Here is a 15,227-nt window from a genome sequence, read left to right as displayed (position 1 = left end):
GTGTTGCTACTTTTGAAATATCTACTTTTAGATTTTTTAAACAAAGAGGCCCGCATCGGACGTCCGATGCGGGCCTGAGTGCGTTAAGACGACACTGATTTTACTCGCTGTCGTCGACCAGTTTCCAGACCAGTCCGCCCAATGCACCGCCGACGATCGGCGCGACCCAGAACAGCCAGAGCTGCTGCAGCGCCCAGCCGCCGACGAACAGAGCCTGCCCTGTCGACCGCGCCGGATTGACCGAGGTGTTGGTGATCGGGATCGAGATCAGGTGGATCAGGGTCAGCGTCAGGCCAATGGCGATCGGCGCGAAGCCGGCCGGCACCTTGCTGCTCGTCGAACCGAGAATCACCACCAGGAAGAACAAGGTCAACACGATCTCGGCCACCAGCGCGGATACAAGCGAATAGCCGCCTGGCGAATGCTCGCCATAGCCATTCGCGGCAAAGCCTCCCAGCTGGAAGTCCGCCTTGCCGCTGGCGACCAGATAGAGCACGGCTGCCGCCACGATGGCACCGACAACCTGCGCGACGATATAGGGAATGAGCTGACTGCCGGGAAAGCGGCCGGCCACGGTCAGGCCAACCGACACGGCCGGATTGAAATGCCCGCCCGATATCCCACCGACCGCATAGGCCATGGTCAACACAGTCAAACCGAACGCGAAAGCAACACCTAGAAAACCGATACCGAGGCCCGGATATGCGGCGGCGAAGATTGCGCTGCCGCAACCGCCGAATACGAGCCAGAACGTCCCAAGAAACTCTGCGATAAGCTTTTTCTGCATGAAACCCTTCTCCTCTGCCCTCAACCGAGGCGAAAATCAGCAGTCCATGAAAAATGGTCCGGAAAAGACCCGCCGGAGACATCCCCACGCCCTGGCAAACGCTCGCCCAATTGCTCGCGAATCAACAATTACGGCTAAATAATAGCATGCAACCGTTGATTTCTTGCGCAGTTGGCGTTTGCGCTGATCAAAAATTACGCTAAGCACAGATTTTAGCCCCTAGGAAACCTCAACGTCATCTAAATTGGTGGGATTATGACTGACGCGATATCGCCTCTATCGCCGACCCCCTCGTCATCGAACAACGCCGCCGCGAATTCTCCGGCGCGTGTTCTGATCGCGAGCCTCATCGGCACGACAATCGAATTCTTCGATTTCTATGTTTATGCAACGGCGGCGGTCATCGTCTTCCCGAAGCTGTTCTTCCCGGCAAGCGATCCGACCTCGGCGACGCTGCAATCCTTCGCAACCTTCTCGATCGCTTTCTTCGCACGTCCGATCGGCGCGATGATCTTCGGCCATTTCGGTGACCGCATCGGCCGCAAGGCGACGCTTGTCGCCGCCCTGCTCACCATGGGTCTGTCGACCGTCGTGATCGGCCTGCTTCCCACCTACGAATCGATCGGCGTTCTCGCCCCGATATTGCTGGCGCTTTGCCGTCTCGGCCAGGGTCTCGGCCTCGGCGGCGAATGGGGTGGCGCGGTGCTGCTTGCCACGGAGAATGCTCCGGAAGGCAAGCGCAGCTGGTATGCGATGTTCCCGCAGCTCGGCGCACCGATCGGCTTCATTCTCTCGGCAGGCCTTTTCCTGATCCTGCGCGAAAGCATGGCCGATACGGATTTCCTGAGCTTCGGCTGGCGTATCCCGTTCCTAATCAGCATCGTTCTGGTTGCGGTCGGCCTCTATGTCCGTCTGAAGATCACCGAAACCCCGGAATTCCAGCGTGCGATCGAGAAGGAAGAACGCGTTTCCGTTCCGATCGCCGTCATTTTCGGCTCGCACCTCCGCAGCCTGATTCTCGGCACCATCATCGCGGTCGCAACCTTCGTGCTGTTCTACCTGATGACGGCCTTCACGCTGAGCTGGGGCACCCGACCGGTGGGCACCGGCGCACTCCCGGCAGGCCTCGGCTATTCACAGGGTCAGTTCCTCGTCGTGCAGCTCGTCGGCGTCGTCTTCTTCGGCCTGATGATCCCGGTTTCCGGCCTGTTGTCCGACCGTTATTCGCGCCGGCTGGTCCTGATCCTCACGACCATCGGCATCCTCATCTTCGGGCTGTTCTATTCGTCGCTGCTGACCGCCGGCCTTGCGGGCGCGTTTGCCTGCTCGATCATCGGCCTGGCCTTGATGGGCTTCACCTACGGTCCGATCGGCGCTGCCCTGGCCGCGCCCTTCCCGACCACCGTGCGCTATACCGGTGCATCGATGACCTTCAATCTCGGCGGCATCGTCGGTGCGTCCCTGGCTCCTTACATCGCCACATGGCTCGCAACGACCTACGGCCTCGTCTACGTCGGCTACTATCTGGCAGCGGCCGCCTTGCTTTCGCTGATCGGCATCCTGCTCTCGGGCAACGACGAGATTTAAAGCACTTCCAGGAAAAGTGCGTAGCGGTTTTCCGTCCGGAATGCGTCAAGAAACAAAAATATAGAGCGTTTTCGCGATTCGAGGAAAAGCGGAAATGCTCTGAGGATCTTGAAATAACCAATTGAAAAGGCCGGGTTTTGACCCGGCCTTTTTCTTGAATCAATTTGTCAGCTACAGACGGATCGAAGCGTCTTATTCCGTCGTCACGCCCTGGAAAGGCCGAACCTCGCGGCCGGGCATGAAGTGGCCGAGACGCTTGATTTCCCATTCCAGCTTGACGCCGGAGTTCTCGAAAACCTCACGACGAACCTGCTCGCCGAGATATTCGAGATCGTAGCCGGTCGCCTGTTCCATGTTGATCATGAAATTGCAGTGCAGCGACGACATCTGCGCACCGCCGATGACGAGACCGCGGCAGCCTGCTTCATCGATCAACTTCCATGCCGAAAGACCCTCAGGATTCTTGAAAGTCGACCCGCCGGTCTTTTCGCGAATAGGCTGCACCGTCTCGCGATGGGCACGCACGGCATCCATCTCGGCTCGAATCTTGGCCTTGTCCTCGGGATAGCCCTCGAACAGAACATGGGTGAAGATCAGATCTTCCGACGCATCGGAATGCCGATAGCTATAGCCCATCTCGGCATTGCTGAGCACGTGCTTCTCGCCCTTGCGGTCTACGGCATGCACCTCGATGACACGCTCGCGCGTTTCGCCGCCATTGGCGCCGGCATTCATCCGCGCAGCACCGCCGATGGTCCCCGGAATACCGTAATAAAAATGGAAGCCGCCGATGCTGTTATCCATGGCCATGGCGGCGACGTGCTTGTCCGGGCATATGGCGCCGGCCAGGATACGATTTTCGCCGGCAAGCTCGACGGAACCGAAACCCTTGGCCGAAAGCCGAAGCACGACCCCCGGAATACCTCCGTCGCGCACCAATAGATTCGACCCTACGCCAACAACCGTCAGCGGCACCTCTTCCGGCAGGATCTTCAGGAACGCGATCAGATCGTCCGTGTCGTGGGGCTGGAACATCAGTTCCGCCAAACCACCGGCGCGAAACCACGTGACGCGATCCATTGGCGCGTCCGGCGTCAGCCGACCCCTGATATCCTTTACACCGTCGCCGAGCGACGCCAGAAGCTTTTCCCCATTTACCTGTTTCATGCGGACTTACCCGAGAGGCCTTCCAATTCCTTTGGCAATGACGCTGCCCAATATGTGATACTGCCAGCTCCCAACAAAACCACAAAATCACCCGGTTGCGCAATCTCTGCAACCATGGCGGCAAGATCTTCCTGCGACGGCAGGTAGCGCGCATCGCGATGGCCGTTGGCCTTGATGCGCGACACGAGCGCCTGCGAATCGATGCCCTCGATCGGATCCTCACCAGCGGCATAGACGGGCGCCAGGAAAATGCTGTCGGCATCGTTGAAGCAGGCGGCGAATTCCTCGAACAGGCTCGACAGGCGCGTGAAGCGATGCGGCTGATGCACAGCGATGACGCGGCCCTTGCAAGCCTCGCGCGCTGCCTTCAGCACCGCCTTGATCTCGACAGGGTGATGACCGTAATCGTCGAAGATCTTGATGCCGTTCCATTCACCGGTCAGCGTGAAGCGGCGTTTGACCCCGCCAAAGGAAGCCAATCCCTTGGCGATCGCCTCGCTGGAAATGCCGAGCCGGTTGGCAACGGCAACCGCCGCGGTCGCATTGGAGATATTGTGGCGGCCAGGCATCGGCATGACGAGATCCTTAATGTGGATCACCTTGCCTGTACGACGCCTGCGGATCTCGACGTCGAAGAGCGACCGCGTACCGTCGATGCGCACATTCGAGAAACGCACATCCGCCTGCGGGTTTTCACCATAGGTGATAACCTTTCGGTCCTCGATGCGTCCGACCAGCGACTGCACTTCCGGATGGTCGATGCAGAGAACGCCGAAGCCATAGAACGGCACGTTCTCGACGAACTGCCGGAAGGCGGCGCGTACGGCATCGAAATTGCCGTAATGGTCAAGATGTTCCGGATCGATATTGGTGACGACAGCGACATCGGCAGGCAGCTTCAGGAAGGTGCCGTCCGATTCGTCGGCCTCGACCACCATCCATTCGCCGGCGCCCATACGCGCATTTGTGCCATAGGCGTTGATGATGCCGCCATTGATCACTGTGGGATCGAGACCGCCGGCTTCGAGAAGCGTGGCTACAAGCGATGTCGTCGTGGTCTTGCCGTGCGTGCCCCCAATGGCGATCGCGCTACGGAAGCGCATGAGTTCGGCCAGCATTTCCGCACGACGCACCACCGGCAGCAGCTTTTCGCGCGCGGCGATGAGTTCCGGATTACTCTTCTTGATGGCGGTGGAAACGACCACGACTTCGGCGTCGCCGAGATTTTCAGCCTTGTGACCGATATGGACCGGAATGCCCTTGTCGCGCAACCGTTGCACGTTTGCGCTTTCCGATTGATCGGATCCCTGAACGCGATGACCGAGGTTATGCAAAACCTCGGCAATGCCGCTCATCCCGATACCGCCGATACCGATAAAATGCACAAGGCCGATTGCCTTCGGCAGCTTCATACGCCTGCCCCCTTGAATTGCTGAATTGAACGTCCGCCGGCAATAGCCTCAACCATGTCGGCGAGCAAGTTTGCCGCATCCGGCTTGCCGGCCTGCTTGGCGGCAGCGGCCATCTTTGCGAGTTTCTCTGGCATCGTCATCGAACCGCGCAGGATCGTCGAAAGCTTCTCCGGCGTCAGCTCCGATTGAACGATGACCTTGACGCCGCCGGTGGCCGCCAACGCCGCCGCATTGGCTGCCTGATCATGATCGAGCGCATGCGGATAAGGCACCAGGATAGCCGGGCGGCCGATGACGGCCAGCTCGGACACCGTGGAGGCACCGGAGCGGCAAAGAACGAGATGCGCGGCTCCAATACGCTCGGCCATGTCGTTGAAGAACGGCGCGACATCGGCGCCCATCTCAAGTCGTCTGGTGCAGCTGTTGACCGTCTCCATATCTTCCGGGCGAACCTGCTGCGTGATCCGCAGCCGCTTGCGCAATGGCTCTTCCAAAAGGCTGATGGCCGTCGGAACCGCCTTGGAGAAATACTGGGCACCCTGGCTGCCGCCGAAAACCACGAGATTGAACGGGTCGTCCGGCCCAGACGGCACATAGGGCTGCTTGGCTGCCTCGATGACGGCCGGGCGCACGGGGTTGCCGGTCGTGACAGTCTTCTCCGCAAAAGGTCCGTTGTCCGTCAGAAAGCCGCCGGCAATCGCGCGCACCCGCGTCGCCAGCATCTTGTTGGCGCGGCCCATGACGGCATTCTGCTCATGGAGCATGGACGGCACGCCCATGCGGGTGGCGGCCAGCAACGGCGGAACGGTCGGATATCCGCCGAAGCCGACGACGCAAACCGGCTTGATCCTCTGGATCAACTTGCGCGCGGCGCGCATGCCGGTCCACAGCGTCCACAGGGCGCGCGCGACCTTCAGGGGATTCTTCGAACCGATCGTTGCAGACGGCACGACATGGATCTCATCGGCCGGAAACTTGCCGGCGTAGCGCTCAGCACGGCTGTCGGTGACGAGGTGCACGGAATAGCCGCGCTCCCTCAGCTTGTAGGCCAGCGCTTCGGCCGGAAATACGTGGCCGCCGGTTCCGCCGGCGGCAAGCAGGACAATGCCTTTACTCATAATTTTCGCTCCCGCGAATACCCCATTACCCGGGGCATCTCCCTAATATAGGAAGTCGCCACTACCGCGTCATCGGCGCGGACCAAACCCTCGTCATAGACCGCCACTCCCGGAAAAGCGACCGGAGATTGCGCAGACGACAGGAGGTGTTGGGGATGGAATACAGGCAAATTCAAGACCGTTACTCCGCGGGCAGTCCATGCGTCACGCGGAACAGGCTGCGATCCTGCGCGCGCTTTTCTGGACGATGGCGCGTCAAGGCCAGAATGAAGCCTGCGGTGACGCAGATCGCCGTCATGGACGAGCCACCATAGGAGATCAACGGCAGGGTCATGCCCTTGGCCGGCAGAAGCTGCAGGTTCACGCCGATGTTGATGATCGACTGGATACCGATCTGCAGGACCAAGCCTGCGACGGCAAACCGGTTGAAGTCGTTCTTCTCCTTGTAGGCATGGGAGAGGCCGCGAAGGACGAGGACCGCGAAAATGCTGACGAGCACCATGCAGAAGATGACGCCGAATTCCTCGGCAGCCACCGAGAAGATGAAGTCGGTATGGGCGTCCGGGATGATGCGCTTGACGATACCTTCACCCGGACCTACACCGAACCAGTTGCCGTGAATGATCGCTTCCTTGGCGGTGTCGACCTGGAACGTATCGCCCTCACCCGTCATGAATTTATTGACGCGTTGCGCCACGTGATCGAAGACGTAATAGGCGGCCACGAAGCCACCCGCGCCCAGACCGCCAAGGACGATGATCCATAGCCAGGGCATGCCGGCCATGAAGAACATGCCGCCCCATACCGCGGTCGTCAGGATCGTCTGGCCAAGGTCAGGCTGCGCGACGAGCAGTGCAACGACGATACCGAAGAGGATGATGGCGAAGAGATTGCCGGGGATCTCCGGCTGGCGCGCATGCTCGGCAAAAAGCCAGGCACAGACGACGACGAAAGCCGGCTTCATGAATTCCGACGGCTGGATCGACAGCGCCGCAATATTGACCCAGCGCCGCGAGCCCTTGACCTCGATGCCGAAGAACAGGGCAAAAAGCATCATAGCCAGTGAAACGATCAGCAGGATGACCGCCGTGCGCCTCACCTGCCGGGGCGTCATGAAGGAAATGCCGATCATCGCCGAAATCGCCGGGATCAGGAACAAGGCGTGGCGCTTGACGAAGTGGAAAGGCTCAAGCCCGATGCGCTCGGCAACTGCGGGCGAGGCCGCGAAGGAGAGCATGAAGCCGATACCGATCAGCAGGATGAAAAGTGCCAGGAACACACGGTCGATGGTCCAGAACCATTCGGCCAAGGCCCCACGTTCAACGCGGCTTACCATATCATTTGCCTCCAGTTGCTGAACCGATCAGCATGGTAACGCCCTCAATAGCAGCCACATGGCTGACGAACGCGTCACCCCTGACCTCGAAATTCTTATACTGATCGAAGCTTGCGCAGGCCGGTGACAGCATTACCGCTGTGGATGGATGTTCGTCCTTGTCCGCATCGTCAGCTGCATGCGCGACGGCACGCTCCAGCGTGCCTGAAATCTCGTAAGGCACTTGCTCGCCAAGCGTCGCCGCAAAGGCAGGCGCTGCCTCGCCGATCAGATAGGCTTTGGCGATGCGTGGGAAGAGCGGTGCGAGCGTCGTGATCCCACCTTCCTTTGGCAGGCCGCCTGCGATCCAATAGATATTCTCGTAGCTCGAAAGCGCCGGTGCTGCGGCATCGGCATTGGTTGCCTTGGAATCGTTGACGAAGACGACCCGACCGCGCTTGCCGACAGGCTGCATGCGATGCTTGAGACCGGGGAACGATTTCAAACCCGCGCGGATATCGTCGGGAGAAACGCCGACTGCCAGGCATGCGGCAATTGCCGCCGCAGCATTTTGAGCATTATGGCTGCCCCGCAACGTCTGGATTCCGTCGAGATCTGCGATCTCGGTCATTGCTCCGACCGATGCCTGCATGATGCGGCTGCCTTCGGCATAGAGACCATCCGCCAGCACGTGCCGACGGGAAATTCGGGTGACCTTGCTGCCCGCACGCTCTATGCGATCGGCAATCAACGAAGAATGGCTGTCATCGATACCGACAATGGCGACACCGCTACCGGCAACCAGTCTCTCCTTGATATCGGCATAATGCTGCATCGTGCCGTGCCGATCGAGATGATCAGGTGTCAGGTTCAGCAGGATACCGGCGGAAGGATTAAGCGTCGGCGCCAGATCGATCTGGTAGGAAGAGCATTCGACAACATAGAAGCGACCAGCCTTTGGCGGATCGAGCGTCAGAATGGCTGTGCCGATATTGCCGCCAAGCTGCGTGTCGCGGCCGCTCGATTGCAGGATATGGGCAATCAGCGCCGTCGTCGTCGATTTGCCGTTGGTGCCGGTGATCGCGATGAACGGGCAGTCCGGCGCATGCGCGCGACGCTCCCTCACGAACAGTTCGACATCGCCGATAACCTCGACACCGGCAGCATGGGCAAGATCCACCGTCCAGTGCGGCTTCGGATGCGTCAGCGGCACGCCGGGCGACAGGACGAAAACCGACAGTCCGTTCCAGTCGATGGTTCTGAGATCGGCGACCGCTATTCCTTCCGCAGCCGCCTTGGCCACGCTGTCCGGATTGTCATCCCAGGCCGTGACCTCGGCGCCGCCCGCGACCAGCGCACGCGCCGTCGCAAAGCCGGAGCCGCCGAGGCCGAAAAGGGCGACCTTTTTTCCTTTTAGCGTGGTGATCGGGATCATCGACGCCTCACCGCAGCTTCAGGGTGGAGAGGCCGACCATGGCCAGGATGACCGCAACGATCCAGAACCGCACGACAACCTGACTCTCCGTCCAACCCTTCTTTTCGAAATGATGGTGGATCGGCGCCATCAGGAAGACGCGGCGTCTGGTCAGCTTGAAAAAGCCGACCTGGATGATGACTGAAAGCGCCTCAAGCACGAACAGACCGCCAATGATCGCCATAACGATCTCGTGCTTGGTGGCGACGGCAACCGAGCCGATCAGGCCGCCCAGCGCCAGCGAGCCGGTGTCACCCATGAAGATAGCAGCCGGCGGCGCATTGAACCAGAGAAAGCCCAGACCGGCACCGATAACCGCGCCGAGAACCACCGCCAATTCGCCCGTACCCGGCACGAAATTGATCGCTAGGTAATCGGCGAAGACAAAGTTGCCGGCGAGATAGGCGATGACGCCGAAGGAGGCGGCCGCGATCATGACAGGCACGATGGCAAGCCCATCAAGACCGTCTGTCAGGTTGACGGCATTACCCGCCGCGACGATGACGAAAGCGCCGAAGAACACGAAGAACATGCCGAGATTAAGCAGCAGGCTCTTGAAGAAGGGGAAGGCAACCGAGGAGCCGAAGGTAGAGCCGGCAGGCCCGGAAGACAGCGCCGTGGTCATCATGAAATACACAGCGATAGCCGCGATGACGAATTCGATGCCGAGACGGGCGCGGCCGGAAAATCCCTTGTCGCTCTGCTTCGTCACCTTGAGATAGTCGTCATAGAAACCGATTGCGCCGAAGCCGAGGGTCACCAGCAAGGTGGCGACGACATAGACATTGGCAAGGTCGGCCCACAAAAGCGACGAGACGACGATCCCAGCAAGGATCATCAGGCCGCCCATGGTCGGGGTGCCGGCTTTCTTGAAGTGAGTCTGCGGACCGTCGGCGCGAATCGGCTGTCCCTTGCCCTGACGCACGCGCAGGGAGGAGATGATTCGCGGCCCGAAGAGGAAAACGATGAACGCAGACGTGAAGAGAGCGCCGCCGGTACGGAACGTGATGTATCTGAACAGATTGAGAAATCTGAAATGAGTACTGAAAAAATGAATATGGTCCGACAGTTCGGCTAGCCAGATCAGCATAAGAGCCCTTTCTAAAGCCCCTGATGGGTGTGAGTGCCCGTGTCGGAAAATGCGGGAAACTTGTCAAGCAAGCCCGCAACGATCTTTCCAAACCCCATTCCCAGCGACGATTTCACCATCAACACATCGCCAGGGGCGACAGAATTGAGCGCGAATACCGAGAGTTCCTCCGTCGTCTCGCGATATTCGACATGAACACTTTCCGGCAGCTCATCCCTTAAAGCCACCATCTCCGGACCCGCCAGCCAGACATGCTCGATCCCGGCCGCCAGAAGCGGTCCGGCAAGGTTTGCATGCACGCGCTGGGCATAATCCCCCATTTCCAACATATCGCCGAGAACGGCGATCCGCCTGCCCGTCCGATCACCGAAACCCGCATTCGGCGATGTCGTCGCCAGCAGCGCGATAGCCGCGCGCATGGATGCGGGATTGGCATTGTAGCTTTCGTCGATCAGCGTGAAGTAGCCGTTGCCGATCGCGCGCTTGTGGCGTTGCCCCCTGCCCTTTTCCGGCTGCAGGTCCGCGAGCGCATCGATAGCCCTGTCGAGATCGGCCTCCACGAGCATGACTGCGCCGAGGACAGCAAGCGCATTTTCGGCAATGTGACGGCCCGGCGCGCCGATGGCCACTTCCATGGTCTCGCCACCGATGGTCAACCACAGCGTCGAATTTTCTTCCGAAGCGTTGAATTCGGCGAGGCGGACATCGGCCTTGGCGTGCTGGCCGAAGCTGTGAATATGCTCGATACCAGCGGCGACCGCCGCCTTTTCCAGCATCTCGAACTGGTCATTGTCATGATTGAGAATGGCATGACCGCCCGGCACGACACCGTCGAAGATCTCCGCCTTGGCGGCTGCGATCTCCGTGATGCTGTTGAAATTGCCGAGATGCGCCGGCGCGATCGTCGTGATGATCGCGACATGTGGCTGCACCATCTTCACCAGAGGCCGAATTTCCTCGGGATGGTTCATGCCGATTTCGAAAACACCGAAATCGGTGTCCTCCGGCATGCGCGCAAGCGTGAGCGGAACACCCCAGTGATTGTTGAACGAGGCAACGGAGGCATGAACCTTGCCCGAGGGTTCAAGCGTACGCCGCAGCATCTCCTTGGTCGTCGTCTTGCCGACGGAGCCGGTGACGGCAATGATCTTGGCCTGTGTCCGCTGACGGGCCGCCACGCCCAGCCGCGCCAGAGCCGTCAAGACGTCCTCAACAATAACCTTCGGTACGGCCAGGCTACCCATGGCCGGCAGACGCGCTTCGCTGATCACGATGAAGGCGGCGCCGTTCGCCATGGCGATATTGGCATAGTCATGGCCGTCGACACGATCGCCCTTGATGGCAAAAAAGGCCTCGCCCGGCTTGATGGACCGACTGTCTATGGAAATGCCCGTGATGCCCTGTGGCAGCGTTCCTATGAAGCGGCCCGAGATTGCGGCGATCAGATCCTCAGTAGTCCATAGCCAGTTCAAGACTTCAATTCCTCCAATGCTTTGCGCAGTTCGGCGTGGTCGGAGAACGGCAGCGTCACGCTTCCGATCGTCTGACCCTCCTCATGCCCCTTGCCGGCGACAATCAACGTATCGCCGGATTTCAGCATGCCGACCGCCTTGCGGATCGCCTCGGCACGATCGCCGATCTCAGTAGCGCATGCAGCAGCCGCCATGATCTCGGTACGGATGGCAGCCGGATCTTCCGAACGCGGATTGTCATCGGTGACCACGACGACATCGGCGAGGCGGCAGGCAATTTCACCCATGATCGGGCGCTTGCCGCGATCTCGGTCGCCACCGCAGCCAAAAACAACGATCACTCGGCCTGTCGTGAACGGCCGTACCGAATTCAGAACATTTTCCAGTGCGTCCGGCTTGTGAGCGTAGTCGACATAGGCCAAGGCGCCGTCGTGCGTATGGCCGACGAGCTCCAGACGACCGGATGCGCCGACAAGCTTCTCGAGCGCTGCCATGGCGACCGATGCGGCCACGCCCGTTGAAATGGCAAGACCAGCTGCAACAAGCGCATTGGCGACCTGGAAGTCACCGGCCAGCGGAATGTGGATCTCGAAAATCTCATCGCCGAAATGAACTTCGGCGATCTGCTTGTGGCGGAAATGCTCGACGCGCTTCAATGTCAGAAAATCGCCCTTGCGCCCGACCGTGCGCACATCCTGTCCGGCGTCACGAGCTGCGGCAATCGCTTGGGCCGACCAGGCATCGTCGGCAAAAATCACTGCGGGCGAGCCCTTCGGCAGCAAATCCCTGAACAGCCGCATCTTCGCGGCCATGTAATCCTCGACCGTCGGATGGTAGTCCATGTGGTCGCGGCCGAGATTGGTGAAGGCGGCGGCGGCAAGCCTGACGCCGTCGAGACGGAATTGATCGAGGCCGTGGCTCGATGCCTCCATGGCCGCGTGGGTCACGCCTTCGTCGGCAAGCTCGGCAAGCAATTCGTGTAGCGATGCCGGATCCGGCGTCGTCAGCGAACCATATTCATTGCGGGTTGGCGAAACGACACCCGTCGTGCCGATCATTGCTGCCGGATGGCCGGCAAAAGCCCAGATCTGCCGCGTGAAGGACGCGACCGAGGTCTTGCCCGCGGTGCCGGTTACCGCAACCATGGTTTCCGGCTGGCGTCCGTAGAAGTGTGAGGCAGCTATCGCCAGAAACCGGCGCGGCTCAGAAACCGACAGCAATGGCGCACCGCTTACGGCGGCTCCTGGACCGGCGACGACAATGGAAGCTCCGCGTGAAATCGCATCGGCGATGAAGCTCGCGCCGTTTGCCTTCGTGCCGGCGACGGCAACAAAGGCCATGCCCGGCGAAACGTTGCGGCTATCAGCGGAAATGCCGGTTATCTCGAGATCGCCGAGCGCTCCGCCAACCTGTGTGTTGAGTTCCGGAAATCCATCTCCGGCGATATCCCGCAGTTTCATCGACTATACTTTTCGCTTTTGATCGACCCACCCTCTCGCGAATCGACCCGTGTATTCTTCCACGCTTAATAAGACGCCAGCAAGGCCGAGTCATCTTTTCCAAAACTGGGCTGCACCCCGAGAATCGGCGCCGAGCGGGCGACGATATCACGGGCGATCGGCAAGGCTGTGTAGGCCGAAATCGTCCCGCCACCGCGCTCGCCGCTCTTCGGCTCGTCAATGAAGGTCATGACGATGTATTGCGGATTGTCGATCGGAAAAACCGCCATGAAGGTATTGAAGTTCAGCGTATTGGAATAGCGGCCGTTCACAACCTTATCGGCCGTGCCGGTCTTGCTGCCGACATTGTAGCCGGGAACCCGGGCGTTACGACCCGAGCCCCGGGTGCCGTTGAACTCGAGAAGGTAGCGAATGTCATCGCTGGTGCTCTTCTTTACGACCATCTTGGCGATGGCGTCAGCCTGGTCGCGCGTGCGCGGCAGAAAGGTCGGCTCGATCAGCTTGCCGCCATTGACGAGCGCCGCTCCCGCGACGGCCGTCTGCAGAGGCGTGGTCGAGACACCGTGACCGAAGGAGATCGTGATGGAATTGATCTTCTTCCAGACGCGTGGCTGCGACGGCATTTTCACCTCGGGCAATTCAGTCTGCATCTTCGAGAGCAGGCCGATGCGGGTGAGGAATTCCTTATGGCCATCGATACCGACGAGATCGGCGATCTTGGCAGTGCCGATGTTCGAGGAGTACTGGAAAATTTCAGGAACGGTCAAAACGCGACGCTGGCCGTGGAAATCCTTGATGGTAAATCCGCCGATGCGGATGGGGTTCGTGGCATCGAAGGCATCGCGCAACGTCACCTTGCCGTCGTCGAGCGCCATGGCCATGGTGAAAGTCTTGAAGGTCGACCCCATTTCGAACGTGCCGCTCGTCATGCGGTTAAGCCAACCTTCCGTAGCACCTTCGTTAGGGTAGTTCGGATCGAAGTCGGGCGCCGAAGCCATGCCGAGAACCTCGCCCGTGTGGACGTCGAGTATCGCCGCGCCTGCACCCTTTGCCTGGAAATTCTTGACCGCATTGACGACAGCATCACGGACGATGCCCTGCACACGCAGATCGATTGAAAGCTTCACCGGCTGGAGGGGCTGGCTGTTGGTCATGCCAGCGGCGGCAAGATCGGCAAGACCCTGATCGTCGATATATTTCTCCATGCCGGAAACACCGCGATTGTCGATGTTCACGTAGCCGAGAATATGAGGAGCGGTGGAACCACCCGGATAGAAGCGACGCTTCTCGGGGCGGAAACCGATGCCGGGAATACCGAGCGCCAGGATCTGGCTCTGCTGCTTCGGCGTCAGCTGCCGGCGAAGCCAGGCAAAATGCGAGCTCTTGACGGAAAGCTTCTTATAGGTGGATTTGGCATCGAGATCCGGCAGAACCGTGCGCAGTTCCTCGACGGCTTCATCGGCATCGATGATCTTGTTCGGCTCGGCAAACAGCGAGACGGTACGGATGTCGGTCGCCAGCAACGCGCCATTGCGATCGACAATGTCAGGGCGCGAGGCCATCAGACGATCCGGCGGCAGGATGCTGGACGTCGTTTCCGGCGGCGTCATCGCGAACTGGGCAAGCCGGCCGCCGATCACGCAATAGATGGCGATAAAGCTCGCCACCAGCAGAACGACGCGGCTTCTGGCCTGATTGGATTTACGCTTGCTCGCCCCTTCGAACCTTGAACGGGAGGAGCGATCGTTCGGCCGGTTGTTGCCGTCGGTGGAGAAATGAGCCTTGCTCTTCAAGACCATGATGCGGGAGAGAAAAGACATTATTCCTCCACCGATCCGGTTGCGATATTGTCGACATCTGGCTTCTTGCGTTTAGCCAAAGCAGGCGACTTGGGTCGTGGCGCAGGGGCGGCTGCCACATCGGCGATAGCCTTCCTGATCTCCGCATCGGTCGTGTCACCGTTTTTCGATGCCACAACGGTATTGCCCTTGGAACCGGTTGGCTTGCCGGTCTTGGTGCCATCCTTCGCATCCGCCACGATCGGAGGCGGGACCTGCGAGCGCAGCATCGGTAGCTCGCTTGGCTGAACGATCGCCGTCGAGAGGGTCGGCTGCAATTGAAGCTCGTTGCTGTAATTGTTGACGAGACGCTCGAGACGGTTCGGCTGCGAAACGAGCGCCCAGTCCGCCTTGAGGAGTTCGATCGTGTCCTTCTCAAGCTTGATATCGGCCTCGAGGCGATGAACCTCTTCCAGCTTCAGCTCGGCGCGATGCTTGATCGTATAGGTCACGCTGGCCATCGCCGTCATGACGCCAATCAGCACGATGTCAAAAGTCTTCAGCATT

General features: G+C 59.9%; 12 protein-coding genes. 1 reads left to right on the top strand and 11 read right to left on the bottom strand.

Going from position 1 to position 15,227, the window contains the following annotated elements; translation table 11 throughout:
- Positions 1-100: 100 nt before the first annotated feature.
- Positions 101-787: an aquaporin Z gene (gene aqpZ, locus A6U86_RS28330; RefSeq protein ID WP_068398412.1), complete on the bottom strand. Its 687-nt coding sequence runs from the start codon at positions 785-787 to the stop codon at positions 101-103.
- 255 nt (positions 788-1,042) lie between these two features.
- Between aqpZ and A6U86_RS28325 the strand changes: the two genes are divergently transcribed.
- Positions 1,043-2,374, top strand: coding sequence for an MFS transporter (locus tag A6U86_RS28325; RefSeq protein WP_068398409.1), 1,332 nt, complete (start codon positions 1,043-1,045; stop codon positions 2,372-2,374).
- Between the two features lie 192 nt (positions 2,375-2,566).
- Here the strand turns inward: A6U86_RS28325 and murB are convergent, their stop codons facing one another.
- From murB to A6U86_RS28275, 10 genes are all read right to left on the bottom strand, one after another.
- Complete coding sequence (gene murB, locus A6U86_RS28320; RefSeq protein ID WP_068398406.1) at positions 2,567-3,541, bottom strand: UDP-N-acetylmuramate dehydrogenase; 975 nt, start codon at positions 3,539-3,541, stop codon at positions 2,567-2,569.
- Positions 3,538-4,953 (bottom strand): UDP-N-acetylmuramate--L-alanine ligase, encoded by a 1,416-nt coding sequence (murC, locus tag A6U86_RS28315; RefSeq protein WP_068398404.1) that lies wholly within the window; start codon positions 4,951-4,953, stop codon positions 3,538-3,540. The genes murB and murC overlap by 4 nt, the downstream gene beginning before the upstream one ends.
- Entirely contained in the window at positions 4,950-6,071 is a 1,122-nt protein-coding gene (gene murG, locus A6U86_RS28310) for an undecaprenyldiphospho-muramoylpentapeptide beta-N-acetylglucosaminyltransferase (protein WP_068398401.1), read from the bottom strand. The genes murC and murG overlap by 4 nt, the downstream gene beginning before the upstream one ends.
- Positions 6,072-6,252: 181 nt before the next feature.
- Positions 6,253-7,407 (bottom strand): putative lipid II flippase FtsW, encoded by a 1,155-nt coding sequence (ftsW, locus tag A6U86_RS28305; RefSeq protein ID WP_068398399.1) that lies wholly within the window; start codon positions 7,405-7,407, stop codon positions 6,253-6,255.
- Between the two features lies 1 nt (position 7,408).
- A complete protein-coding gene (gene murD, locus A6U86_RS28300; RefSeq protein WP_068398396.1) occupies positions 7,409-8,821 on the bottom strand; it encodes a UDP-N-acetylmuramoyl-L-alanine--D-glutamate ligase in 1,413 nt (470 codons plus the stop codon).
- A gap of 7 nt (positions 8,822-8,828) precedes the next feature.
- Positions 8,829-9,950, bottom strand: a complete 1,122-nt coding sequence (mraY, locus tag A6U86_RS28295; protein WP_068398393.1) for a phospho-N-acetylmuramoyl-pentapeptide-transferase — start codon at positions 9,948-9,950, stop codon at positions 8,829-8,831.
- A gap of 11 nt (positions 9,951-9,961) precedes the next feature.
- Entirely contained in the window at positions 9,962-11,422 is a 1,461-nt protein-coding gene (locus tag A6U86_RS28290; protein WP_068398390.1) for a UDP-N-acetylmuramoylalanyl-D-glutamyl-2,6-diaminopimelate--D-alanyl-D-alanine ligase, read from the bottom strand.
- Positions 11,419-12,882: a UDP-N-acetylmuramoyl-L-alanyl-D-glutamate--2,6-diaminopimelate ligase gene (locus tag A6U86_RS28285; RefSeq protein WP_068398387.1), complete on the bottom strand. Its 1,464-nt coding sequence runs from the start codon at positions 12,880-12,882 to the stop codon at positions 11,419-11,421. Before A6U86_RS28285 ends, A6U86_RS28290 begins: the two co-directional genes overlap by 4 nt.
- A 65-nt stretch (positions 12,883-12,947) precedes the next feature.
- Positions 12,948-14,702, bottom strand: coding sequence for a penicillin-binding protein 2 (locus A6U86_RS28280; protein ID WP_068398385.1), 1,755 nt, complete (start codon positions 14,700-14,702; stop codon positions 12,948-12,950).
- Positions 14,702-15,226, bottom strand: coding sequence for a hypothetical protein (locus tag A6U86_RS28275; RefSeq protein ID WP_068398382.1), 525 nt, complete (start codon positions 15,224-15,226; stop codon positions 14,702-14,704). The genes A6U86_RS28280 and A6U86_RS28275 overlap by 1 nt, the downstream gene beginning before the upstream one ends.
- Between the last annotated feature and the right edge of the window lies 1 nt (position 15,227).

This window comes from Rhizobium sp. AC27/96, from assembly GCF_001692325.1.
Taxonomy (GTDB): domain Bacteria; phylum Pseudomonadota; class Alphaproteobacteria; order Rhizobiales; family Rhizobiaceae; genus Rhizobium.
The sequence above is the reverse complement of the archived record's forward strand: the minus strand, read 5'-3'. Positions and strand labels throughout refer to the sequence as shown.

Bases quoted from the DNA above. Each gene is read 5' to 3' on its own strand.
- aqpZ (WP_068398412.1), bottom strand. From the start codon at position 787: ATGCAGAAAAAGCTTATCGCAGAGTTTCTTGGGACGTTCTGGCTCGTA.
- A6U86_RS28325 (WP_068398409.1), top strand. From the start codon at position 1,043: ATGACTGACGCGATATCGCCTCTATCGCCGACCCCCTCGTCATCGAAC.
- murB (WP_068398406.1), bottom strand. From the start codon at position 3,541: ATGAAACAGGTAAATGGGGAAAAGCTTCTGGCGTCGCTCGGCGACGGT.
- murC (WP_068398404.1), bottom strand. From the start codon at position 4,953: ATGAAGCTGCCGAAGGCAATCGGCCTTGTGCATTTTATCGGTATCGGC.
- murG (WP_068398401.1), bottom strand. From the start codon at position 6,071: ATGAGTAAAGGCATTGTCCTGCTTGCCGCCGGCGGAACCGGCGGCCAC.
- ftsW (WP_068398399.1), bottom strand. From the start codon at position 7,407: ATGGTAAGCCGCGTTGAACGTGGGGCCTTGGCCGAATGGTTCTGGACC.
- murD (WP_068398396.1), bottom strand. From the start codon at position 8,821: ATGATCCCGATCACCACGCTAAAAGGAAAAAAGGTCGCCCTTTTCGGC.
- mraY (WP_068398393.1), bottom strand. From the start codon at position 9,950: ATGCTGATCTGGCTAGCCGAACTGTCGGACCATATTCATTTTTTCAGT.
- A6U86_RS28285 (WP_068398387.1), bottom strand. From the start codon at position 12,882: ATGAAACTGCGGGATATCGCCGGAGATGGATTTCCGGAACTCAACACA.
- A6U86_RS28280 (WP_068398385.1), bottom strand. From the start codon at position 14,702: ATGTCTTTTCTCTCCCGCATCATGGTCTTGAAGAGCAAGGCTCATTTC.
- A6U86_RS28275 (WP_068398382.1), bottom strand. From the start codon at position 15,226: ATGCTGAAGACTTTTGACATCGTGCTGATTGGCGTCATGACGGCGATG.